Annotated in this window: 19 protein-coding genes and 2 tRNA genes; 7 read left to right on the top strand and 14 right to left on the bottom strand. The window is 69.1% G+C overall.

Annotated features, from left to right (window positions below; genetic code table 11):
- The first annotated feature begins 43 nt into the window (after positions 1-43).
- From ABME02_RS09695 to pknB, 4 genes are read left to right on the top strand one after another with little or no spacing between them, the layout of a single operon-like run.
- Positions 44-1,375 (top strand): FtsW/RodA/SpoVE family cell cycle protein, encoded by a 1,332-nt coding sequence (locus ABME02_RS09695; RefSeq protein WP_353815328.1) that lies wholly within the window; start codon positions 44-46, stop codon positions 1,373-1,375.
- Complete coding sequence (locus ABME02_RS09690) at positions 1,372-2,826, top strand: peptidoglycan D,D-transpeptidase FtsI family protein (RefSeq protein ID WP_353815084.1); 1,455 nt, start codon at positions 1,372-1,374, stop codon at positions 2,824-2,826. Before ABME02_RS09695 ends, ABME02_RS09690 begins: the two co-directional genes overlap by 4 nt.
- Positions 2,823-4,508, top strand: coding sequence for a serine/threonine-protein kinase (locus ABME02_RS09685; RefSeq protein WP_353815083.1), 1,686 nt, complete (start codon positions 2,823-2,825; stop codon positions 4,506-4,508). Before ABME02_RS09690 ends, ABME02_RS09685 begins: the two co-directional genes overlap by 4 nt.
- Positions 4,509-4,562: 54 nt before the next feature.
- Positions 4,563-6,239 (top strand): Stk1 family PASTA domain-containing Ser/Thr kinase, encoded by a 1,677-nt coding sequence (gene pknB, locus ABME02_RS09680; RefSeq protein WP_436408258.1) that lies wholly within the window; start codon positions 4,563-4,565, stop codon positions 6,237-6,239.
- Positions 6,240-6,243: 4 nt separating this feature from the next.
- Here pknB and ABME02_RS09675 read toward each other — a convergent pair whose 3' ends face one another.
- The gene (locus ABME02_RS09675; protein WP_353815081.1) at positions 6,244-6,882 is read right to left on the bottom strand and encodes an anthranilate synthase component II; all 639 of its coding nucleotides are present in this window, start codon (positions 6,880-6,882) and stop codon (positions 6,244-6,246) included.
- 255 nt (positions 6,883-7,137) lie between these two features.
- Here ABME02_RS09675 and ABME02_RS09670 point away from each other — a divergent pair, with 255 nt between their 5' ends.
- Positions 7,138-7,377, top strand: coding sequence for a cell division protein CrgA (locus ABME02_RS09670; protein ID WP_129234281.1), 240 nt, complete (start codon positions 7,138-7,140; stop codon positions 7,375-7,377).
- A 263-nt stretch (positions 7,378-7,640) separates the two neighbouring features.
- Here the strand turns inward: ABME02_RS09670 and ABME02_RS09665 are convergent, their stop codons facing one another.
- Both ABME02_RS09665 and ABME02_RS09660 read right to left on the bottom strand, forming a co-directional pair.
- On the bottom strand, positions 7,641-8,498 hold the full coding sequence (locus ABME02_RS09665; RefSeq protein ID WP_353815080.1) for a rhomboid family intramembrane serine protease: 858 nt from the start codon (positions 8,496-8,498) through the stop codon (positions 7,641-7,643).
- Between the two features lie 10 nt (positions 8,499-8,508).
- Positions 8,509-9,048 (bottom strand): peptidylprolyl isomerase, encoded by a 540-nt coding sequence (locus tag ABME02_RS09660; RefSeq protein ID WP_353815078.1) that lies wholly within the window; start codon positions 9,046-9,048, stop codon positions 8,509-8,511.
- A gap of 120 nt (positions 9,049-9,168) precedes the next feature.
- Between ABME02_RS09660 and ABME02_RS09655 the strand changes: the two genes are divergently transcribed.
- Together ABME02_RS09655 and ABME02_RS09650 are read left to right on the top strand one after the other, a co-directional pair.
- Complete coding sequence (locus ABME02_RS09655) at positions 9,169-9,705, top strand: hypothetical protein (protein ID WP_353815077.1); 537 nt, start codon at positions 9,169-9,171, stop codon at positions 9,703-9,705.
- Positions 9,706-10,267: 562 nt separating this feature from the next.
- Entirely contained in the window at positions 10,268-10,522 is a 255-nt protein-coding gene (locus tag ABME02_RS09650; RefSeq protein ID WP_353815076.1) for a hypothetical protein, read from the top strand.
- Positions 10,523-10,610: 88 nt separating this feature from the next.
- Here ABME02_RS09650 and ABME02_RS09645 read toward each other — a convergent pair whose 3' ends face one another.
- The 11 genes from ABME02_RS09645 to dnaA form a co-directional block, all read right to left on the bottom strand.
- On the bottom strand, positions 10,611-11,054 hold the full coding sequence (locus tag ABME02_RS09645; protein ID WP_353815075.1) for an NUDIX hydrolase: 444 nt from the start codon (positions 11,052-11,054) through the stop codon (positions 10,611-10,613).
- A 12-nt stretch (positions 11,055-11,066) separates the two neighbouring features.
- Positions 11,067-11,858 (bottom strand): class I SAM-dependent methyltransferase, encoded by a 792-nt coding sequence (locus tag ABME02_RS09640; RefSeq protein ID WP_353815074.1) that lies wholly within the window; start codon positions 11,856-11,858, stop codon positions 11,067-11,069.
- A gap of 59 nt (positions 11,859-11,917) precedes the next feature.
- Positions 11,918-11,990, bottom strand: a tRNA-Ala gene (locus ABME02_RS09635).
- Positions 11,991-12,032: 42 nt separating this feature from the next.
- A tRNA-Ile gene (locus ABME02_RS09630) sits at positions 12,033-12,106 on the bottom strand.
- A gap of 65 nt (positions 12,107-12,171) precedes the next feature.
- Positions 12,172-12,576, bottom strand: coding sequence for a DUF3566 domain-containing protein (locus ABME02_RS09625; protein ID WP_129233062.1), 405 nt, complete (start codon positions 12,574-12,576; stop codon positions 12,172-12,174).
- A gap of 5 nt (positions 12,577-12,581) precedes the next feature.
- On the bottom strand, positions 12,582-15,095 hold the full coding sequence (gyrA, locus tag ABME02_RS09620; RefSeq protein ID WP_436408257.1) for a DNA gyrase subunit A: 2,514 nt from the start codon (positions 15,093-15,095) through the stop codon (positions 12,582-12,584).
- A gap of 79 nt (positions 15,096-15,174) precedes the next feature.
- Positions 15,175-17,190, bottom strand: a complete 2,016-nt coding sequence (gyrB, locus tag ABME02_RS09615) for a DNA topoisomerase (ATP-hydrolyzing) subunit B (protein WP_353815072.1) — start codon at positions 17,188-17,190, stop codon at positions 15,175-15,177.
- Positions 17,191-17,314: 124 nt separating this feature from the next.
- Entirely contained in the window at positions 17,315-17,794 is a 480-nt protein-coding gene (locus ABME02_RS09610; protein ID WP_353815071.1) for a DciA family protein, read from the bottom strand.
- Positions 17,787-19,028 (bottom strand): DNA replication/repair protein RecF, encoded by a 1,242-nt coding sequence (gene recF, locus ABME02_RS09605; protein ID WP_353815070.1) that lies wholly within the window; start codon positions 19,026-19,028, stop codon positions 17,787-17,789. Before recF ends, ABME02_RS09610 begins: the two co-directional genes overlap by 8 nt.
- A 71-nt stretch (positions 19,029-19,099) precedes the next feature.
- Positions 19,100-20,254 (bottom strand): DNA polymerase III subunit beta, encoded by a 1,155-nt coding sequence (dnaN, locus tag ABME02_RS09600; RefSeq protein WP_353815327.1) that lies wholly within the window; start codon positions 20,252-20,254, stop codon positions 19,100-19,102.
- Positions 20,255-20,721: 467 nt separating this feature from the next.
- The gene (dnaA, locus tag ABME02_RS09595) at positions 20,722-22,155 is read right to left on the bottom strand and encodes a chromosomal replication initiator protein DnaA (protein WP_436408256.1); all 1,434 of its coding nucleotides are present in this window, start codon (positions 22,153-22,155) and stop codon (positions 20,722-20,724) included.
- Positions 22,156-22,333 lie beyond the last annotated feature (178 nt).

Below are 22,333 nucleotides of genomic sequence, written 5' to 3'. Positions count from 1 at the left end.
CCCCGAGCGCGCCCCCGCGACGGGGAGCGTCCGCCGCATCCGCATGCCGCAGAAGCTGCGCAACCTCGAGCTCGGCCTGCTCATCGTCGCCTGCATCATCAACGCCGGCGCGATCGTGCTCGTGCAGCTCGGCGCGCTCGGGCGGATCGACACGCAACTCGTGCTGCTCGGCGCGGGACTGTCGGTGCTGGTGTTCGGGCTGCACATCGCCATGCGCTTCGTCGCGCGCGATGCCGACCCGTTCCTCCTCCCGGTCGCGACGGTGCTGAACGGGCTCGGCATCGCGATGATCTACCGCATCGACATCGCGTACGGCGACGGCGGCTGGGACAGCGCCGCGGTGCGCCAGATCGTGTGGAGCGCGATCGCGATCATCTCGGCGATGGCCACGATCCTGCTGATCCGCAACCACCGCACGCTGTTCCGGTACACGTACCTCTCCGGGCTCATCGCGATCGTCCTCCTGCTGCTGCCGCTCGTGCCGGGACTCGGCCAGACCCGCGGCGGCGCCCGCGTCTGGGTGGGGATCGGCGACCTCGTGACGTTCCAGCCGGGCGAGATCGCGAAGATCGCCCTGGCCGTGTTCTTCGCGGGCTACCTGGTGCGCAATCGCGACTCCCTGTCGATGGTCGGTCGCACGTTCCTCGGCATGCGGTTCCCGCGTGGCCGCGACCTCGGCCCGCTGCTGGTCGTCTGGGCCCTGTCGATGGCGGTCATCGTCTTCCAGCGCGACCTCGGCACCGCGCTCCTCTACTTCGGGCTCTTCCTCGTCATGCTGTACGTCGCGACGAGCCGGCTGTCGTGGGTCGTCCTCGGGCTCAGCATGTTCCTCGCCGGCGCGATCATCGCCAGCCAGACCCTCGACTACGTCAACGGGCGCTTCCAGAACTGGCTGAACGCGTTCGACCCGGCCGTGTACGACGCCCAGGGCGGCTCCTTCCAGCTCGTGCAGGGCCTGTTCGGACTCGCCAACGGCGGTCTCATCGGCACCGGCCTCGGCCAGGGCCGCCCCGACCTCACGCCAGTGCCCCAGTCGGACTACATCATCGCGAGCCTCGGCGAGGAGCTGGGCCTCGCCGGCCTGTTCGCGATCCTCGCGCTCTACGTCCTCTTCGTGGCCCGGGGCTTCCGCATCGGCTTCGCCGGGCAGGACGACTTCGGCAAGCTCCTCGGCGTCGGGCTCTCGTTCGTCGTCGCCCTCCAGGTCTTCATCGTCGTCGGCGGCGTGACCCGGGTCATCCCCCTGACCGGCCTCACGACGCCCTTCCTCGCGGCCGGCGGTTCCTCGCTCGTCGCCAACTGGATCATCGTCGCGCTGCTGCTGCGGCTCTCCGACACGGTCCGCAACCACCCGAGGCTGGTGATCGACGGATGAACCGCGAACTCAAGCGGGTGACCGTCGTCTCCCTCCTCATGTTCCTCACGCTCTTCGTCGCGTCGACGGTGATCCAGTATGCGCAGGCCGACAACCTCGCCGCCGACCCGCGCAACGCGCGGACCCTGTACCAGAGCTACTCGGTCGAACGCGGGCCGATCCTGGTCGGCGGCGACCCGATCGCGTTCTCGGAGCCGTCCGACGACGACTACAAGTTCCAGCGCATCTACGCGAACGGTCCGCTGTACGCACCGATCACGGGGTTCATCCCCGTCAACGGCGAGGCGACCGGGCTCGAGGGCTCGCTGAACGCCGAGCTGAGCGGCACGTCGGAGTCGCAGTTCTTCGACTCGCTGAACCGGCTCATCTCCGGCCAGGACCCGATGGGCGCGTCGGTCGAGGTCACGATCGACCCCGTCGCGCAGCAGGCCGCGTGGGACGCGCTCGGCGACTACACCGGCGCGATCATCGTGACCCAGCCGAGCAGCGGTCGCATCATCGCGATGGTCACGAAGCCCACCTACGACCCGAACAGCCTCGCCGTCCACAACGGCGAGGAGGTCGAGCAGACCTACCAGAACCTCGTCGAGGATCCGGGCGACCCGCTCTTCAACCGCGCCACCGGCGGCGACATGAACCCGCCCGGATCGGTCTTCAAGCTCGTGATGACCGCCGCGGCGCTCGAGTCGGGCCAGTACACGCCCGACAGCACCTTCCCGAACCCCGCCGAGTTCACGCTCCCCGAGACGAGCTCGGTCGTGCGGAATTCGAGCGGTGGCACCTGCGGCGGCGGGTCCGAGGTCACCCTCGCGACCGCGCTGCGGCTGTCGTGCAACATCCCGTTCGCCGAGCTCGCACTCGAGCTCGGCGACGATGCCATCCGCGCACAGGCCGAGAAGTTCGGCTTCAACTCGAACTTCACGATCCCGAACCCCACGGAGACGAGTACGTACCCGGCGAACCCCGACGCGCCCCAGACGGCGCTCAGCGGCTTCGGCCAGGGCGACGTGCGGGCGACTCCGATGCAGATGGCCATGGTCTCCGCGGCGATCGCCAACGGCGGGATCGTGATGAACCCCGACCTCGTCGAATCGATCACGGCGCCCGACTTCCGCCCGATCGAGGAGTTCGACGCGACCCAGTTCGGCCGCGCGATCAGCGAGTCGACGGCCAGGACGATGACCGAGATGATGGTCAACGGCGTCGAGAACGGTGCCGCGAGTAATGCAAGAATAGACGGCGTCAGCGTGGCCGGTAAGACGGGTACAGCGGAGAACGGCGAGGACGATCCCTACACCTTGTGGTTCACAGGTTTTGCCCCCGCCGACGACCCTCAGTATGCGATCACGGTGCTCGTGGAAGACGGCGGAGGGCTTGGTCAGGAGGGGTTCGGCAATCTGATTGCCGCGCCATTGGCGAAACAGGTACTAGAGGCGGTGCTGAACAAATGAGACCGAGTGCTGGGCTCACCTTCGGTGGACGGTACGAGCTGCAGTCCCGGATCGCCATCGGCGGCATGGGCGAGGTGTGGCAGGCCACCGATCTCGTCATCGGCCGCCAGGTGGCGCTGAAGATCCTCAAGGACGAATACCTCGGCGACCCGGGCTTCCTCGAGCGTTTCCGCGCCGAGGCCCGTCACGCCGCGCTCGTGAACCACGAGGGCATCGCCAACGTATTCGACTACGGCGAGGAGGAGGGCAGCGCCTACCTCGTCATGGAGCTCGTCCCCGGCGAGGCGCTCTCGACGATCCTCGAGCGCGAGCACGTGCTCTCGACCGACAAGGTCCTCGACATCGTCGCGCAGACCGCCGCCGCGCTCCAGGCCGCGCACGCGGCCGGCCTCGTGCACCGCGACATCAAGCCGGGCAACCTGCTCATCACGCCCGACGGCCGCGTGAAGATCACCGACTTCGGCATCGCCCGGATCGCCGACCAGGTGCCGCTGACGGCGACCGGCCAGGTCATGGGCACCGTGCAGTACCTCTCCCCCGAGCAGGCCTCGGGCCACCCGGCTTCGCCCACGACCGACATCTACTCGCTGGGCATCGTCGCCTACGAGTGCCTCGCGGGTCGCCGCCCCTTCACGGGCGAGTCCCAGGTCGCGATCGCCATGGCGCAGATCAACGAGACGCCGCCCGACCTGCCGGTGACGGTGTCCGAGCCCGTGCGGAACCTCGTCTACTCGTGCATCGCGAAGAACCCCGCCGACCGCCCGCAGACAGCCGCGCACCTCGCTCGGGCCGCCACCGCGCTGCGCCGTGGCGACGTCCAGGCGGCGGCCGCCGCCGTTCCGGCCGTGCTCGGCGTCGCGGCCGGCATGACCGCCGCCACCATGCTCATGCCCCAGTCGGGCGCGAACACCGCTGCGACGACGGTCCTCGCCGCCGGCGCAGGCCTGCCCGACGGCGAGGAGGAGGAGCAGCCCGCCGAGCGGAAGCGGAGTCCGTGGACGTGGCCGCTCATCGTCCTCATCATCCTGCTCGCGCTCGTCCTCATCGGCACGATCATCGCGCTCGCGCTGAACAGCGGCAACCAGCCCGCGGCGTCCACGTCGAGCGGACCTCCCACGACCGCGACGACCGCGCCGCCGACCTCGTCGAGCGCGCCACCGCCCGAGACCACCACCGCCGCTCCGACGACCGAGCAGGTGGATCGCGCGGCGTACATCGGCCGGAACGTCGACGACGTGCGCGCCGAGCTCGAGGGTCTCGGCTTCCCCGTGAACACCCAGGAGGGCGCGCCGGCGACCAGCCCCGACCAGGCGAACACGGTCTCGGACGTCAACCCGAGTGGTCCCGTCGAGATCGGCACGACCATCACGGTCACCTATCTGGGTGCACCCGAGACCCCGAGCGCGCCGGCGAACGCGCCGACGGTGAACCCGGCGGATGTCGCATCCGGCGGCATCGTCCAGGTCAGCTGGCCCGCGGCGAGCTGCCCGTCCGGGCAGCAGCTGAGCGGCTACGAGGTCGCGGTCACGAACGATGCGACCGCGCCCAGCCCGGTCGGCGCGGGGACGACGAGCGTCAACGTGCAGGCGGGGAGCGAGGACTTCGAGGTCACCTACCGGTACTTCTGCGGCCAGCTCGACTCGCCGTTCTCGCCCGCCGCCCCGGTGACGATCCAGCCCTAGCATCCCCGGAACGAGCCCTACACGAACGGAGACACCGTGAACGACGACGAACGCATGCTCGCGGGCAGGTACCGCGTGGGTGCGCTCATCGGGCGCGGTGGGATGTCCGACGTCCACGTGGGCACCGACAGTCGTCTCGGCCGCCAGGTCGCGATCAAGCTGCTGAAGCCGCAGCTCGCCACCGATCCGGCATTCCGCATGCGGTTCCGCCAGGAGGCGCAGTCGGCTGCCCGGATGGCGCACCCGACGATCGTGCGCGTGTTCGACGCCGGCGAGGAGACGGTGCTCGACGCATCCGGGCACGAGGTGCAGTTGCCCTTCATCGTGATGGAGTTCGTCGAGGGCCGCCTGCTGAAGGACATCATCCACGACGGTCCACTCGATCCGACCGCCGCCGCCCGGGTGATCGACGGCGTGCTGACCGCGCTCGAGTACTCGCACCGTGCCGGTGTCGTGCACCGCGACATCAAGCCGGGCAACATCATGATCACCACGGGCGGCCAGGTGAAGGTCATGGACTTCGGCATCGCCCGGGCCGTGTCCGACTCGGCGACGACCGTCGCCCAGACCACGGCGATCCTCGGCACCGCCTCCTACTTCTCGCCCGAGCAGGCCAAGGGCGAGACCGTCGACGCGCGGACCGACCTCTACAGCACGGGCGTGGTCCTCTTCGAACTCCTCACCGGTCGGCCGCCGTTCCGCGGCGACACGCCCGTCGCCGTGGCCTACCAGCATGTCAGCGAGCGGCCGGTCAAGCCGAGCGTCATCAACCCGAAGGTGTCACCGGCCCTCGACTCGGTCGTCCTGCACGCCCTCGCCAAGGACCGCACGGCCCGGTACCAGACGGCGGCGGAGTTCCGCGCCGACGTCGAGGCTGCGGCATCCGGTCGCATCCCCGTCCCGAAGAAGACCGACGAGACGGCGCTGTTCTTCGGGACGCCAACGGGCTCGCTGTCGACCTCGGAGCTCGCGCTCCGCCAGCTCACCGAGGACGACACCATGACGCGGACGCAGCGACGCCCGCCGGCGATCTGGATCTGGTCGGGCATCATCGCGGTCGTCGTCATCGTCGTCGCCGTCATGTACTGGGCGTTCAACCTGCAACCGAGCGACACGCTCCCCTCGAACGCTCGGGAGGTCCCCGAGTTGAGCGGTTCGACGTGGGAGGAGGCGGCCAACGAGTTGCAGGCGCTCACCCTGCCGCCCACGCGCATGGATCGCGTGAGCGACACGGTCCCCGCCGGGGAGGTCATCGAGACCGAACCCAGCGCCGGCGAGATCGTCGACACCGGCACGCCGGTGAGCGTGTTCATCTCGACCGGTCGCGAGGCGGTCTCGGTGCCCGATGTCGTGAACATGCAGCTCGACCAGGCGAAGACGGCCATCACCGACGCCGGGCTCGCCGCCGGCTCGGAGACGCGGCAGAACTCTCCGACGGTTGGCGCAGGGGTCGTCATCTCGACCGATCCCGAGGGCGGGTCGTCGGTGGACCAGGGCAGCACCGTGAACTTCACGATCTCGTCGGGCAACGTCACGCTGCCCGACCTCACCGGGCAGTCGCTGCAGGCGGCGTCCTCGTACCTCGGCACCGCGTCGCTGCAGTTGACGCCCACGCCCGTGCCCGATTCGAGCTGTCCGTCTCAGCCGGGTTCGCCCATCATCCGGCAGTCGCCGGCGCCCGGCGACGTCCCGCAGAAGTCCGCGGTCGAACTCGTCTACTGCGCGGGCTGACCGCTCAGCTCGCGCGCACGAGCGGGTTGAGCGACTGTGCGCGCTCGCGCGCCTCCGGCAGGCCCGCGAGTGCGAGCCAGTTGCCGAGCATCCGGTACCCGCCCTCGGTGAGCACCGACTCGGGATGGAACTGGACGCCGAGGATCGGGGCGGTCGCGTGCCTGAGCCCCATGATGACACCTCCCTCGGTGCGGCTGGTCACCACGAGCTCGTCGGGCACGGTGCCGTCGACGACCGCGAGCGAGTGGTACCGCGTCGCGGTGAAGTGCTGCGGCACGCCGTCGTAGAACGGGCTGTCGTCGTGGAGGACCTTCGAGGTCTTGCCGTGCATGAGCTCCTCGGCATTGGTGACGACGGCGCCGAACGCCTCGGCGATGGCCTGGTGTCCGAGGCAGACGCCGAGGATCGGCTGGCCCGAGGCGAGGGCGGCCTCCACGACGGGGATCGAGACGCCCGCATCCGCGGGCTTGCCCGGACCGGGCGAGATGAGCACGGCGTCGTACTGGGCGATGCGCTCGGCGACGTCGTCGACGGCGATGTCGTCGTTGCGGACGACCTCGGTCTCCGCACCGAGTTCCTGCAGGTACCCGTTGAGGGTGTAGACGAAGCTGTCGTAGTTGTCGATGACGAGGATCCGGGTCATTGCTCCACCGTGGCGTCGATTGGGTTCACGATCCCGTGCACCCGGGAGACCCGGGTGCAGGGGACGAAGATCACGCCGGCGAGGATGGCCGGCACGACGATGCCGCGGAACCAGGCCGGTCACGGCAGGATACGCCACAAGGCCGGGTCAACGCTCATCGCCCCATTTCCGCGACGGCCGCCGCGATCTCGTCGGGCGGACCTGCCGACGCTCCTCGGATCGGAGGCCCGAAGCGGGTGCAGTAGAATCTCCGGCATGGCACGCACCAATTCTTCGAAGCCCGCGCGCGCGGAGCAGCCGAGCGGCGAGGACGCGCCGAATCCCGTCTGGTTCAAGCCCGTCATGTTCGGCTTCATGCTGCTCGGCCTCGTCTGGATCATCCTCTTCTACGTGAGCCAGGGTGCGCTGCCGGTGGCCGCGCTCGGTTCGTGGAACATCCTCGTCGGATTCGGCATCGCCTTCATCGGCTTCCTCATGACCACTCGCTGGCGCTGACGCCGGCCTGAACGACCTCGAAGCGGGGCGGATGCTGCGGCATCCGCCCCGCTTTCCCCATCTCTGCACAGTGTTATCCACATCTTCCACAGGGTTCTCCACACCGTCCACACCCTGTGGAAACTCGGAAGGCCCGGATTTCCGGACATCGTGCGGAATCACACCGGTGTAACTCTCCCCAACTGTGGACAGCGTTGTGGATAACCGGGATCCGTCGGTCACAGCGGCGCGGCCGGCGGCCGATCCGAGGAGCCGCGACGGACTCAGAAGACGGGGAAGAAGAAGTACCTCAGGCTGAGGATCAGCAGCAGCAGCACGAGCGCGGCGAGCAGGACCACCTGCAGGGTGCGCTGGTCGCGCTTGCGGGTCTCGACGTAGACCAGGCCGACGAGCGCGCCAACGACGAGGCCTCCCAGATGCGCCTGCCAGGCGATGTTGAAGCCCGGGACGAACCCGATCACCAGGTTGATGCCGACGAGGATCAGCAGTTGCGTCGCGTTGCCGCCGAGCCGGCGCTGGATCACGAGGAAGGCGCCCATGAGACCGAAGATCGCGCCCGACGCGCCGACGACGCCGGTCCGAGGATCGGAGAGCCACAGGACGGCGACCGAGCCGCCGAGGCCGGAGATCAGGTAGAGCGAGAGGAACCGCCAGCGCCCGAGCACGTTCTCGAGGAGCTGGCCGAAGATCCACAGCGTGTACATGTTGAGCGCGACGTGGAAGATCAGGCCCGTCGAGTGCACGAGCATCGACGTGATCATGCGCCACGGCTCGAAGTTGAACGGCAGCGAGTACACGCCCGCGTAGGCGAGGCGTTCGGTCACGGCGAGCCCGGGGATGAGCTGCAGGAGATAGACCGCGAGGGTGATGCCGATGATGGAATACGTCACCACCGGTGCGCCGCGACCCGCCGCCGAGCGGGCGCGCGTCAGCACCGCGGGCTTGGTCCGCGGTGCCGACGCGCGCTGCTCGCGCATGCATTCCGGGCAGATCACGCCGACCGGAGCGGGGGTCTGGCACTCCCCGCAGATGGTGCGACCGCAGCGCTGGCACAGCACGAAGCTCTGCCGGTCGGGATGCCGATAGCAGGTGCTCGCGCGCTCGGGCGCCGGGTCGCTCACCGGGTGGGGCTCAGGCCTGCTCGACGGTGATCTTCTCGATCACGACGTCGTCGAGCGGACGGTCCCGGCCGTCGGTCGGGACGGAGGCGAGCTTCTCGACGACCGCCTGGCTCGCGGAATCCGTCACCTTGCCGAAGATGGTGTGCTTGCCCTGCAGCCACGTGGTCGGGCCGACCGTGATGAAGAACTGCGACCCGTTGGTGCCCTTGCCGCCCTGGATGCCGGCGTTGGCCATGGCGAGGACGTAGGGCTCGGTGAAGTCCAGCTCGGGGTGGATCTCGTCGTCGAAGCGGTAGCCCGGTCCGCCGATGCCCTGGCCGAGCGGATCGCCGCCCTGGATCATGAAGCCGGGGATGATGCGGTGGAACACGACGCCGTCGTACAGGGGGTCGGTGGTGGTCTGTCCGGTACCGGGGTGGGTCCACTCGATCTCGCCGGTCGCGAGGCCGACGAAGTTCTTCACCGTCTTCGGTGCGTGGTTGCCATAGAGGTCGACCTTGATGTCGCCGTGGTTGGTGGTGATCGTCGCGACTGCGGTGGGATTCGGCATACCGACGATTCTCTCATGCACGATTCGGCACGGGGCTGGCAACCCCCGGGCTTCCCACCCCACATCCAGCCGGTTCGGTGGCAGGATGGAGGAGTTCGCTGCACAACGATGGAGGTCGAGATGAGCCTGTCACGCAAGCGCCGGAAGGAACTCAAGCGGCTGCGCAGCAGTGCAGAGGATCTGTGGGGGAACCAGCAGGACGTGCTGGGCCACGCGAGCAAGGTCGCCCGGGAGGCGAGCCGCCAGATCAACCTGCTCACGCAGGAGGAGGTCGTTCCGCGGGTGCGCACGGGCTACCAGACCTACGTCCGGCCGGGCTTCGACCAGGCCCGCGGCTACGCGCGGACCGCGGGCGACCAGGTCGAGCGCACGCTCGGCAGTGCGCTCGGCTCGCTGCTGTCGATCGGCGACATCGCCAACGACACGCGCGTCCGTCGCGCGCTCGAGCGCGTCTCGCCGACTGCGGCGGCCGAGCTCAAGCGAAAGCAGGGACCGGGCGTGGGCACGTATCTCGCGATCGGTGCCGGCGTGATCGCGGCGGCCGGTGTCGCGTACGCGGTCTGGCAGACGTTCCGCGCCGATGACGAGCTCTGGGTCGCCGACGAGGAGCCGGGCGCGACGTCGGACTCGGGTTCGGCCCCGTCGCCCGTGATCTGACTCCACGGTCTTCCGAAGGGCCCCCATCCACTCCGGATGGGGGCCCTTCGCCGTCTCCGACGCCACTCGACTCGGTGCTGGCACTGATTTCCGTCGGATTCCCGGATCCCCTCTTGCGCGTGAGGAGCGAACGGCGCTATGGTCGTGACTCGGTTCGACCAACATGGTCGGGCCCGGCACAGGAGAGGAGGCGAGACCCCATGATGATGCAGCGAATCCAGTCGCCCATTCGCGCGGTCGCCTTCCTCGGCGCTGCGTTCGCGGCCTGCTAGCTCGCGCGTCCACGCGCTGACCGCCCAGAGCAGGTCCACCGCCTGACGAGGCGCGCCCGCATCGCGGGCGACGTCCGTCCCAACGGCCCTCGATCCGATGGATCCGCGTCCCAGATGAGGACGCGCGCAGATCGCCGACCTCTCCCGCCACGCCTGTGCGCCTCGCACCGCGCCGCCCGATCGGGGCGACGGATGCCGCGACGCGACGGCCCGGGAGCCAACCACCACGTCACCTCCCAGCGCGTCGCACCCGCGCGCGCCATCCGTCCCATCCGATGAAGGAACCCACCGTGAACACCACACTCACCGCAACCCGCTCGACCGCGCAACAGGTGGCGGCCGGATCCGGCCGCCTGCAGGAGCGCCTCGCGCGCCGTGCCGGACTGGCACTGCTCGCGTGGAGCCGCGCCGCCGAGGCGCGCCGCTGGCGCACGGCGCGTTCGCGCGCCGACGACCTCGCGCGACAGGCTGGACTCCAGCGCGAGGCCGACCGACTCCGCGAGGGGAACTTCAGCACCCTCGCCCTCGTGGCCCGGACGCTCTGATCACCATGAACGCCGAATCCGGACCGAACACGACGGCCCCGTCCGCTCGCCGGACGGGGCCGTCGCCCGTCTCCGGGAGCGGTGCCGTTCAGGCGCGCGACGGCGCGCCGTCCGCCGGCTCGTCCGCGTTCATGCGCAACGCGATGTCGAGCAGGCTCACCCGCTTCAGCGAGCCGACGTCGGCCAGCGGGAACCACCTGGCCTCGTCGCTCGAACCTCCGACCTCGTTCGCCAACTTCCCCCCGACGACGTGCGCGCGGTACACGATGCGCATGGCGTACAGCGGCGCCGACCCGTGGTGGCGCTTCGCCGCCGGCACGATCATCGTGTCGATGCCGAGCAACCGGTCGACCTCCGCGTCGTAGCCGGTCTCCTCGCGGATCTCGCGCCGCGCCGCCTCGAGCGGATGCTCCGCCCCCTCGATGCCGCCGCCGGGCAGCGTCCACGCGGACCGGCCGTGCTCGTTCCAGTGGGAGAGCAGGATCTCGCCGTCCCGGATGATGACCCCGTACGCGGCGATGCGGATGTCCATCCCGCCACCGTACTACCCGGCGATCAGCTCGAGCACTCCCGTCCGAGCGTCGGTCGGAGGATGCACCAGCGGTCGCCAACCGGCGGCGCGGCCCTCCGCCGCCGCGACGCGCAGTTGCGCCGCGTGCAGCTCGATGAGCAGCGAACCGCCGCGCGCCAGCCACGGGAGCGCGCCCCCGATCAGCGTCCGCACGTGGCCGAGGCCATCGGCGCCTCCGCCCACGAGGGCGCTCATCGGCTCGTGGTCCCGGGCTTCCCGGGGCATCAGCGCGAGTTCGGCCTCCGGGACGTACGGCGGCACCGCCGCGATCGTCGTCAGCCGGCCTCGGAGCCGGACGGGGAGCCCAACCAGCGCGTCGGCGACGTGCACGTGCGCGGTCGACGGCAGGTTTCGCCTGGCGAACGCGAGTGCGGTGCGGTCCCGGTCCGCGGCATGCACCTCGGTCGCCGGTGCGGATGCCGCGACCATCGCCGCGAGCGGCGCCACCCCGCAGTACGCCTCGAGCATGACCGGATCGCGGGTCGCGCGAACGCGCCGCACGGCGAGGCGGGCGAGGCGCAGGCTCCGCTGCCTCGGGACGAAGGCGCCGGGGCCCACGGCGAGGCGGATCGCGCCGAACCGAACCCACCCGACGAGGGGCTCGAGAGGCTCGCCTGCGAGGCGGCGGCGCACGAGGTGCTCGAGCTCCGCGTCATCCGTCGCGGCCTCGATGAGGATCGCGGCCTCGTCCTCGGCGAAGACGCTGCCGGACGCGCGGAGGCGCGACGCGAGCTCGTCGACACGGTGATCGGGACGAGGAGCCACTCCCCCAGTCTGGCGCAGCGATGCTGCGGCCGGAGCGGGAGTCGAGGCGATGAAGACCGTGGAGCCTAGGAGATTCGAACTCCTGACATCCTGCTTGCAAAGCAGGCGCTCTACCAACTGAGCTAAGGCCCCGTGGCGGATGCACTGTGGCACCCGGGTGTGGAGTTATCGGAGTGGGGATACGAGGACTTGAACCTCGGACCTCTTCGTTATCAGCGAAGCGCTCTAACCGCCTGAGCTATATCCCCGAATTTCGGCCGAAGGACAGACTACCCGAAGGGTTCGGGATCGTGAAATCGAGCCGAGGACGGCGTCAGTTGTTGGTGAAACCGACCAGGATGCCGCCCGTGATCTTGACGCTGAGGTTGTACAGCACGGCCACGACGGCACCGAGCGCGGTGGTCACCACGAGGTTCAGCAGCGATGCCACGACGGCGAAGCCCATGACGTTGCCGACCGACAGGATCGAGCGCAGGTCGGTGCCCGCACCGGCGACATCCTGCACCAGGCTGTTGAGGTTCTCGAACAGCCCGGTCGACTGCACGATCGTGAAGACGAGGAACGTCGCGACGATGTTCACCACCGAGAGGCACACGGCCACCAGGAAGGACAGCTTCACGGCCGACCAGAAGTCGATGTAGACGAGGCGCAGGCGCACCTGCTTGGCCGGCGGCTTCCGGTTGGACTTGCCGGCAAGTTTCTCTGCGACACTGCTCATGGCGGTCACTCCTCTCCCGCGGTCTCCGCCGCTTCGGACTCTGCGGCCTCTTCCACCAGGTTCCGCTCGGAATTCTTCGCGATCGCGATGATGCGATCGTCCGCGACGAACTTCGCGAAGACGACGCCCATCGTGTCCCTGCCCTTGGCCGGGACCTCGGCGACGTCAGAGCGTACCACCTTGCCGCTGGCAAGAACCACGAGGACCTCGTCGTCGCGCGCGACCGTGAGCGCCCCCGCGAGGTCGCCTCGATCGTCGCTCAGCTTGGCCACCTTGATGCCGAGGCCGCCGCGCTGCTGCTTGCGGTACTCCTCGATCCGGGTCCGCTTCGCGTACCCGCCCTCGGTCACGACGAAGACGTACGTGTTCGCCTCGCTGTGCTTCTGCCCGGAGGCGTCAGCCGGCGCATCCGCTCCGTCGTCGCCGTTCGAGTGGGGCACGACGGATGCCGCGAGCAGCTCGTCGCCCGCACGGAAGCTCATGCCCTTCACGCCCGACGTGGACCGACCCATCGGGCGGAGCGCATCGTCCGTCGCCTCGAAGCGGAGCGACATGCCCTTCTTCGACACGAGGAGGATCTCGTCGTGCTCGTCGACGAGCATCGCCGAGACGAGCTCGTCGCCCTCGCGCAGGTTGATCGCGATGACGCCGCGCGAGCGGTTCGTGTCGTACGCGGTCAGCTCGGTCTTCTTCACCAGGCCGTCGCGCGTGGCGAGCACGAGGTAGCGCGCGACCTCGTAGTCGCGGATGTCGAGGATCTCGGCGATCTCCTCGTCGGGCTGCAGCTCGAGCAGGTTCGCCACGTGCTGGCCCTTGGCGTCGCGGCCGGCCTCCTGGATCTCGTAGGTCTTCGCGCGGTACACGCGGCCCATGTTCGTGAAGAAGAGGAGCCAGTGGTGGGTCGTCGTCACGAAGAAGTGGTCGACGACGTCGTCGGCGCGCAGCTGCGCGCCCTTCACGCCCTTTCCGCCGCGGTGCTGCGAACGGTAGTTGTCGCTGCGCGTGCGCTTGACGTACCCCCCGCGCGTGACGGTGACGACCATCTCCTCCTCGGGGATGAGGTCCTCCACCGACATGTCCCCGTCGAAGCCGGGCACGATGTGCGTGCGGCGCTCGTCGCCGAACTTGTCGACGATCTCGCGGAGCTCCTCGGCGATGATCGTGCGCTGGCGGGCCGGCGTCGCGAGGATGTCGAGGTAGTCGGCGATCTGCCGCTCGAGCTCGGCCGCCTCGTCCATGATCTTCTGGCGCTCGAGCGCGGCGAGGCGTCGGAGCTGGAGCTCGAGGATCGCGCGGGCCTGGAGCTCGTCGATGTCGAGCAGCTCGATGAGCCCGTCGCGTGCGTCCTCCGCGGTCGCCGAGCGGCGGATGAGCGCGATCACCTCGTCGAGCGCGTCGAGGGCCTTGAGGTAGCCGCGAAGGATGTGCATCCGCTCCTCGGCCTTGCGGAGGCGGTACTCGGTGCGGCGCACGATGACGTCGATCTGGTGGTCGACCCAGTGCGAGATGAACCCGTCGATCGACAGCGTGCGCGGCACGCCGTCGACGATCGCGAGCATGTTGGCGCCGAAGTTGTCCTGCAGCTGCGTGTGCTTGTAGAGGTTGTTCAGCACGACCTTGGCGACCGCGTCGCGCTTCAGCACGATCACGAGGCGCTGGCCCGTGCGGCCAGAGGACTCGTCGCGGATGTCCGCGATTCCCGCGAGCTTGCCGTCCTTCACGAGGTCGGCGATCTTGATCGCCAGGTTGTCGGGGTTCACCTGGTACGGCAGCTCGGTGACGACGAGGCAGGTGCGGCCCTGGATCTCCTCGACGTTCACGACCGCGCGCATCGTGATCGACCCGCGCCCGGTGCGGTAGGCGTCGTGGATGCCCTTCACGCCGAGGATCTGCGCCGCCGTCGGGAAGTCCGGACCCTTGATGCGCTGGATGAGCGCGTCCTGGAGCTCCTCTCGCGATGCATCCGGGTTCTCGAGCGCCCAGAGGGCGCCGTCGGCGACCTCGCGCAGGTTGTGCGGCGGGATGTTCGTCGCCATGCCGACCGCGATGCCCACCGAGCCGTTGACGAGCAGGTTCGGGAAGCGGCTCGGCAGGACAGTCGGCTCCTGCGTGCGGCCGTCGTAGTTGTCCTGGAAGTCGACGGTGTCTTCCTCGATGTCGCGCACCATCTCCATGGCGAGCGGCGACATCTTGGTCTCGGTGTACCGGTGCGCGGCCGCGCCGTCGTTGCCCGGCGAACCGAAGTTGCCCTGGCCGAGCGCGAGCGGGTAGCGCATCGCCCACGGCTGCACGAGGCGCACGAGCGAGTCGTAGACCGCGCTGTCGCCGTGCGGGTGGAACTGCCCCATCACGTCGCCGATGACGCGCGTGCACTTCGAGAAGGCGCGGTCGGGGCGGTACCCGCCGTCGTACATCGTGTAGATCACTCGACGGTGCACCGGCTTCAACCCGTCGCGGACGTCGGGAAGCGCGCGGCCGATGATGACGCTCATCGCGTAGTCGAGGTACGAGCGCTGCATCTCGAGGTGCAGGTCGACCTGGTCGATGCGACCGTGGACGCCGAAGCCCTCGCCGTCGGGGATGCCGGGCTCGATGATGTCAGATGTCAAGGAAACGCACGTCCTTCGCGTTCTTCTGGATGAATGCCCGGCGCGACTCGACGTCGTCGCCCATCAGCGTCGAGAAGATCTCGTCGGCCGCCGCGGCGTCGTCCATCGTGACCTGCAGCAGGGTGCGGGTCTCGGGGTTCATCGTCGTGTCCCACAGCTCCTGGTGGTTCATCTCGCCGAGGCCCTTGTAGCGCTGCACGCCGTTCTCCTTGGGCAGGCGCCGGCCGGCCGCCTGGCCGTCGGCGATGACCGCGTCGCGCTCCCGGTCGGAGTACACGTAGTCGTGGTCGGCGTTGGACCACTTGATGCGGTACAGCGGCGGCTGTGCGAGGTAGACGTAGCCCATCTCGATGAGCGGCCGCATGTAGCGGAACAGCAGCGTGAGCAGCAGGGTCGTGATGTGCTGGCCGTCGACATCGGCGTCGGCCATGAGCACGATCTTGTGGTACCTGGCCTTCTCGGCGTTGAAGTCCTCGCCGATGCCCGTGCCGAACGCCGTGATCATCGCCTGGATCTCGGCGTTGCCGAGCGCGCGGTCGAGTCGCGCCTTCTCGACGTTCAGGATCTTCCCGCGGAGCGGGAGGATGGCCTGCGTCTCGGGGTTCCGGCCCGTCTTCGCCGAACCGCCGGCCGAGTCGCCCTCGACGAGGAAGATCTCCGACACGGTCGGGTCCTTGCTCGTGCAGTCGCTGAGCTTGCCGGGCATGCCGCTCGTCTCGAGGAACCCCTTGCGGCGGGTCGCCTCGCGCGCCTTGCGCGCGGCGATGCGGGCGGTGGCCGCCTGCTGCGCCTTGCGGATGACGTCGCGGGCCTGGTTCGGGTTGCGGTCGAACCAGTCGCCGAGCTGGTCGCCGACCACGCGCTGCACGAACGACTTCGCCTCGGTGTTGCCGAGCTTGGTCTTCGTCTGGCCCTCGAACTGCGGCTCGGAGAGCTTGACCGAGATGACGGCGGTGAGCCCCTCGCGGACGTCGTCGCCGGAGAGGTTGTCGTCCTTCTCCTTGATGATGCCCTTCTCGCGCGCGTAGCGGTTCACGAGGGTCGTGAGCGCCGCTCGGAACCCCTCCTCGTGCGTGCCGCCCTCGTGCGTGTTGATCGTGTTGGCGTAGGTGTGGACCGACTCGGTGTACGCCGTTGTCCACTGCATCGCCACCTCGAGCGCGATGTGGCGCTCGGTGTCCTCCGCCTCGAAGGAGATGATCTCGTCGTTGACCAACTCGACCTTCTTGGACTTGTTGAGGTACTCGACGTAGTCGACGAGCCCGCGCTCGTAGAGGAAGGTGTCGGTGCGCTGGACCGGGATCGTGATGGCCCCCGTCGTCGGGGTGTCCTCCGGGTCGATCTCGACGTGGCCGGCCCGCATGTCGGTCAGCGTGATCCGGAGCCCCTTGTTGAGGAACGCCATCTGCTGGAACCTGGTCCGGAGGGTCTCGTAGTCGAACTCCACGGTCTCGAAGATGTCGGCGCTCGGCCAGAACGTGATCGTGGTGCCTGTCTCGCCGCTCGCCTCGTCCCGCGAGAGCGGCGCGTTCGGCACGCCGACGGCGTAGGACTGGCGCCAGACGTGACCCTGCCGCTTGACCTCGACCTCGAGCCGGCTCGACAGCGCGTTCACGACCGAGGACCCGACGCCGTGGAGGCCGCCCGAGACCGCGTACCCGCCGCCGCCGAACTTGCCGCCGGCGTGGAGCACCGTGAGCACGACCTCGACGGTGGACCGCCCCTCGGTCTTGTGGGTGTCGACCGGGATGCCACGGCCGTTGTCGATCACGCGCACGCCGCCGTCGGGCAGGATCGTCACGTCGATGTCGTCGGCGAAGCCGGCGAGCGCCTCGTCGACCGAGTTGTCGACGATCTCGTAGACGAGGTGGTGGAGTCCGCGTGGCCCGGTCGAGCCGATGTACATGCCGGGACGCTTCCGAACCGCTTCGAGGCCCTCGAGAACCTGGATCGCGTCGGCGCCGTATTCAGGCGCACCCTGGGCCTTCGTCGGTTCCGCTGTCATGGGTGAATCGGGCTCCAAACCGTCGTTCTGGCGACTCTCGATCCTATCAAGGTCCGGTCGTCACCCGAGCCGCTCCGCGCCGATCTGAGGCCTCGAGAGAGGCGAAGTGACCGATTTTGCCGTCTCAGCCGTAGGTGTCGCGCGGACCGCGCCCTGGAACCGATCTGGGACCCTTTTTCCAGGTGGGGGCATCCGGGCCTTGGAAACGGATGGTGTCGACCCCCGCACGGGGATGTCGATCGAGGATCGCCCTGATGAGCTCCTCCCGCATCATCCGGAGCTGCGTGGCCCAGGCCGTGGACTCGCATCGGACCTGCAGCACGCCGCCCTCGATCGCGATGGGCTCGGAGTGACGGGCGATGTCCTCGCCGGCGATCTCGGGCCACGCCGACAGGAGGTCCTGCTGCGAGAGCGCACCGGTCCAGCCGAGCTGGGCGGTCAGCGCGTCGATCGCAGCGCCGAGGGGCTTCGGATCGCGGCCCGGCGTGAACGGCTCGCTGCCCTCGACCTCTCGGGTGCGCACACGCGCGCGGCCGGGCCGGGTCCTCGGCTCGCCGCCGAAGATCTCGCGGAAGTGCTGGTAGGTGCGTGCGGCCTCAGACACCGGATGCCTCCGTCGGCATGGGGTCGACGGTCGACCCGATGGCGTCGAGCGGTGACGGACCATCGACGACCTCGCCGGCAGCGATGCGGATGACGCGTTCGGAGAGCGGTTCCGGCACGTCCTCGAGCACCGCCGCGGTGATGAGCACCTGCTCGTAGCCGCCGACCGCCGCGGCCAGCCGCTCGCGCCGCATCCGGTCGAGCTCGGCGAAGACGTCGTCGAGTACGAGCACCGGGTCGCCGGTCGTCGAGTCGCGGCGCAGCAGCTCGGCCGACGCGAGTCGCAGGGCGAGCGCGAAGGACCAGGACTCCCCGTGGCTGGCGTACCCCTTCGCCGGGAGGCCGTTGAGCAGGAGCAGGACGTCGTCGCGGTGCGGTCCGGCCAGCGTCACGCCGCGCTCGAGTTCCTTGCGGCGGAGGGCGGTGAGCGCCGATGCGAACCGTTCGGCCGTGGACGCGCGGCGGGTCGATCCGCCGTCGGTCTCGTCGTCGCCCGGCGCGGACGTGGCATCCGCCTGGTCGTCGTCGGGGTCGGCACCGTCGATCGAGAGCACCGACCGCAGTTCCGGACGATGGTCGTCGTCGACGATCGACCGGTACGCGGCCGCGAGCGGCTCGCGCAGCTCGGCGACCAGTTCCTCGCGACGATCGACGAGCTCGGCCCCCAGGGTGACCAGCCGCTCGTCCCAGATGTCGAGGGTCGTGAGCTGCGACGCGGCGAGGCCGCGCGCACGGGCGCTCTTCAGCAGCGAGTTGCGCTGCTTGAGGACGCGCTCGTAGTCGGCCATGACGCCCGCGAGCCGTGGGACGCGTTGGACCAGCAGGCCGTCGAGCATGCGACGTCGCACCGACGGTTCGCCGCGCACGATGGCCAGGTCCTCCGGTGCGAAGAGGACCGTGTGCGCGTAGCGCGGCAGGTCGCGCGGCTTCGCCGCTCCTCGGTTGACCTGCGCGCGGTTCGCACCCTGCCGGTTGAGCTGGAGTTCGAGGAGGACCTCGCGACCCCCCGCCGAGAGGAGCGCACGGACGATCGCGGCATCCGCCCCGGATCGGATCAGCGCCTGATCGCTCGAGACCCGATGCGACCCCAGTGTGGCGAGGTAGCCGATCGCCTCGACGAGGTTCGTCTTGCCCTGGCCGTTGCGCCCGACGATGACCGTCGCGCCGGGCTCGAACGACAGCTCTGCCGATCGGTAGTTGCGGAAGTCGGTGAGCGAGAGCCTCGCGACGTGCACGGTGCGGCTCCCTTCTTGCGAACCCCCACGGTACCCGCCCGCGCCGACATCGACGGCGCGGGGACGCCGGCCTACCGGAGCAGCAGGTTCGGCTGCAGGAGGTAGCGGTAGCTGTCGGCGCCGGCCTGCTCCCGCGAGGTCTGGCTCGTGATGAGCACCGGCCCGGGCTTGTTCGGGTTCTCTGTCTTGGTGAACGAGATGCGCACGAACTCGCTCGGAACCGCCTGCAGGCCGTCGAGGAGGAACTGCGGCTTGAGCGACACGACCGTCTCGTCGCCGGTGAGGATGGCGTCGATCGACTCCGACGCCTGGGCCTGCTCGCTGCCGATGGCCTCGAGGGTGAGCCCGTCGGCCGTGAACGAGTAGCGGAGCGCGGCCTCGCGCTCGAGCACGAGCGCGACGCGACGCGTCGCCTCGATGAGCTCCGCCGTGTTCATGACGGCGTAGTTGTCGACGGTCTCGGGGAACAACCGGCGCACGGGCGGGAAGTTGCCCTTGATCAGCAGGCTGGTGACGGTCTTCCGATCGGCGGAGAACGCGATGAGCTCGCGGTCGTCGCGACTCGTGATCGCCACCGAGATCGTGCCCGAGTGGCCGAACGTCTTGCCGACCTCCTGGAGCGTGCGCGCGGGCACCAGCGCGGTGGTCGCCGTATCGGCGTCGCCCGCGACGCCCCCGCCGTCCCAGTCGATCTCGCGGATGGCGACGCGGTACCGGTCGGTGGCGACGAGGCTCAGGTTGGTCTCGCGCACCTCGAGCTGCACGCCGGTGATGACGGGGGTGACGTCGTCGCGGGACGCCGCGACCGCGACCTGCGCGACGGCCGACGCGAACTCCTCGGCGGGGACGACCCCCGTCTGCTCCCCGATCTCGGGGATCGACGGGTACTCCTCGACCGGCATCGAGAGCAGCGTGAAGCTGGCCGAGCCGCAGGTCACCGAGATGCGCGACTCCTCGGTCGACACCCGCACGGGCGCGTTCGGCAGGCGGCCGGCGATCTCGGCGAGCAGCCGACCGGACACGAGCACGGTGCCCGGCTCCTCGACATCGGCTTGGATCTCGGTGCGCGACGACACCTCGTAGTCGAAGGAGGAGAGGACGAGTCCATCGCCCTCGGCCTGGATCAGCACCCCGGAGAGGATCGGGAGGGTCGTGCGCTGCGGCAGCAGCTTGACGGCGAACGATACGGCCTCACTGAAGACGTCGCGATTGACCTGGAACTTCACGGTTCTCCCGTCGTGGAGGTGCTGGATGGCTCCCATGCTATCCGGACGCCCGTTTCCGACGCGGTGTTTTCAGGCGCCGGGATGCGCCTCGGCCGCTCGCTCGACTCGTCCACTCCCAGGTTGCCGAACGCCGTGGGTTAATCCATCTATCTCTTAACGGTGTTAACCGGTGTGGAAACTGTGGATGGCGTTCGGAGATCCGCGGGATCGTGCCGATCGAGGGCCCTCGGGGCTGTGCACGGCGTGTGGAAACCCGTGGGGGCGGCATCCGTCGACGTCGACCGGTGTTCGGAGTTGTACACAGGCCGACGGCCCGTCTCAACAGTCGTGGCGCGGTTGCTCGTTAACAATCCACAGATTTTCCACACCTGTGCGGAATCGTGTCGGCGGGCTCCCAGGATGCGCCGCAGGGCGGCCGGATGGCGCGCCGACGCGCCGCGCCGGCGCGCGGCGTCCGTCACCCGGACTCAGCGGTAGCGTGCGGTCTGCTTGATGCGGGCCGTGAGCTCGGTGACCTGGTTGTAGATCGAGCGGCGCTCCTTCATGAGCTCCGAGATCTTCTTGTTCGCGTACATCACGGTCGTGTGGTCGCGGTTGCCGAAGAGCTGGCCGATCTTCGGCAGCGAGAGGCTCGTCAGCTCACGGCAGAGGTACATCGCGATCTGGCGCGCCGTCGCGACCGCCTGCGAACGGCTCGACCCGTACAGGTCGTCGACCGTGAGCTTGAAGTAGTCGGCCGTCGCCGTGATGATGTCGACCGGCGCGACCACGTTGTCCGTGTCGTCGGTGATGAGGTCCTTCAGGACCGTCTGAACGAGCGGCATGTCGACCGGCGTGCGGTTCAGGCTCGCGAACGCCGTCACGCGGATGAGCGTGCCCTCGAGCTCGCGGATGTTGCTCGAGACCTTCGAGGCCATGTACTCGAGGATGTCGTCGGGCACCTGCAGGTGCTCGTTCTGCGCCTTCTTGCGGAGGATCGCGATGCGCGTCTCGAGGTCGGGCGCCTGGACGTCGGTGATGAGGCCCCACTCGAACCGGCTGCGCATCCGGTCCTCGAAGCCGGTGAGGTGCTTCGGGGGCACGTCGCTCGTGATCACGACCTGCTTGTTGTGGTCGTGGAGCGTGTTGAAGGTGTGGAAGAACGCCTCCTGCGTCTCCGCCTTGCCCTGGAGGAACTGGATGTCGTCGATCAGCAGGATGTCGATGTTCCGGTAGCGCTGCTGGAAGAGCGAACCGCGGTTGTTCGCGATCGAGTTGATGAAGTCGTTCGTGAACTCCTCGGACGACACGTACCGCACCCGGATCCCCGGGTACAGGCTCATCGCGTAGTGGCCGATCGCATGCAGGAGGTGGGTCTTGCCGAGGCCCGAGTCGCCGTAGATGAACAGCGGGTTGTAGGCCTTCGCCGGCGCCTCGGCCACTGCGACCGCCGCGGCGTGCGCGAAGCGGTTGGACTGGCCGATGACGAAGCTGTCGAAGGAGTACTTCGGGTTCAGGCGCGCATCGCGAGGGCGATCGATGCTGCCGCTGCCGCTGTCGAAGATGGGCTGCGGGCCGACGGCGACCTCGTCGACGCCGTCCATGCCGAGCGCCGCGCTCATGCCGGCGCCGGCCATGCCCGGGCCGCCCATTCCGGGTGCGCTCCCGCCGACGGATGGCGCCGCCCCGACCGGGCCGCTCGCCGCGGGTTCCGCCGGGCGCAGGTCCTCGAGCTCGGGGTTCACGACCACGTAGAAGGAGGTGACCGGCGAGGGCGCCTCGATCGCGCTCATCGCCGACAGCAGCGAGACCCGCATGCGCTGGTTCAGCATGCTCGCCGTGAAGTCGTTCGGAACCTCCAGGTAGAAGGTCCCCGCGGCGATGCCCTTCGGCTCGACCAGGCTGAGGAACCCCTGCAGCATCGGCGTGATCGCCTCGTCGTCGGAGAGTCGCTCGAGGACCGTCGCCCACGTCTCGCTGATGGGCTGTTCCGTCATCGCTCCCCGCAATCTCTCGCACCGTTCGGCGGCCGCTCGTCGCTCCCCCGAGCGATTCGGTGGAGCGGCCCGAAGGCGTCTGTACACAGCGTTCTCCACCGCC

Origin of the sequence: Agromyces zhanjiangensis, assembly GCF_040496055.1 — a bacterium.
Classification (GTDB): domain Bacteria; phylum Actinomycetota; class Actinomycetes; order Actinomycetales; family Microbacteriaceae; genus Agromyces; species Agromyces zhanjiangensis.
This window is presented reverse-complemented; position numbering and strand designations above follow the sequence as displayed.

Excerpts from the sequence above, each read along its gene's own strand:
- ABME02_RS09695 (WP_353815328.1), top strand. The coding sequence starts at position 44 with ATGCCGCAGAAGCTGCGCAACCTCGAGCTCGGCCTGCTCATCGTCGCC.
- ABME02_RS09690 (WP_353815084.1), top strand. The coding sequence starts at position 1,372 with ATGAACCGCGAACTCAAGCGGGTGACCGTCGTCTCCCTCCTCATGTTC.
- ABME02_RS09685 (WP_353815083.1), top strand. The coding sequence starts at position 2,823 with ATGAGACCGAGTGCTGGGCTCACCTTCGGTGGACGGTACGAGCTGCAG.
- pknB (WP_436408258.1), top strand. The coding sequence starts at position 4,563 with ATGCTCGCGGGCAGGTACCGCGTGGGTGCGCTCATCGGGCGCGGTGGG.
- ABME02_RS09675 (WP_353815081.1), bottom strand. The coding sequence starts at position 6,882 with ATGACCCGGATCCTCGTCATCGACAACTACGACAGCTTCGTCTACACC.
- ABME02_RS09670 (WP_129234281.1), top strand. The coding sequence starts at position 7,138 with ATGGCACGCACCAATTCTTCGAAGCCCGCGCGCGCGGAGCAGCCGAGC.
- ABME02_RS09660 (WP_353815078.1), bottom strand. The coding sequence starts at position 9,048 with ATGCCGAATCCCACCGCAGTCGCGACGATCACCACCAACCACGGCGAC.
- ABME02_RS09655 (WP_353815077.1), top strand. The coding sequence starts at position 9,169 with ATGAGCCTGTCACGCAAGCGCCGGAAGGAACTCAAGCGGCTGCGCAGC.
- ABME02_RS09645 (WP_353815075.1), bottom strand. The coding sequence starts at position 11,054 with ATGGACATCCGCATCGCCGCGTACGGGGTCATCATCCGGGACGGCGAG.
- ABME02_RS09625 (WP_129233062.1), bottom strand. The coding sequence starts at position 12,576 with ATGAGCAGTGTCGCAGAGAAACTTGCCGGCAAGTCCAACCGGAAGCCG.
- gyrA (WP_436408257.1), bottom strand. The coding sequence starts at position 15,095 with ATGCAGCGCTCGTACCTCGACTACGCGATGAGCGTCATCATCGGCCGC.
- gyrB (WP_353815072.1), bottom strand. The coding sequence starts at position 17,190 with ATGACAGCGGAACCGACGAAGGCCCAGGGTGCGCCTGAATACGGCGCC.
- dnaA (WP_436408256.1), bottom strand. The coding sequence starts at position 22,155 with ATGCTGCAGGGGTTCCTCAGCCTGGTCGAGCCGAAGGGCATCGCCGCG.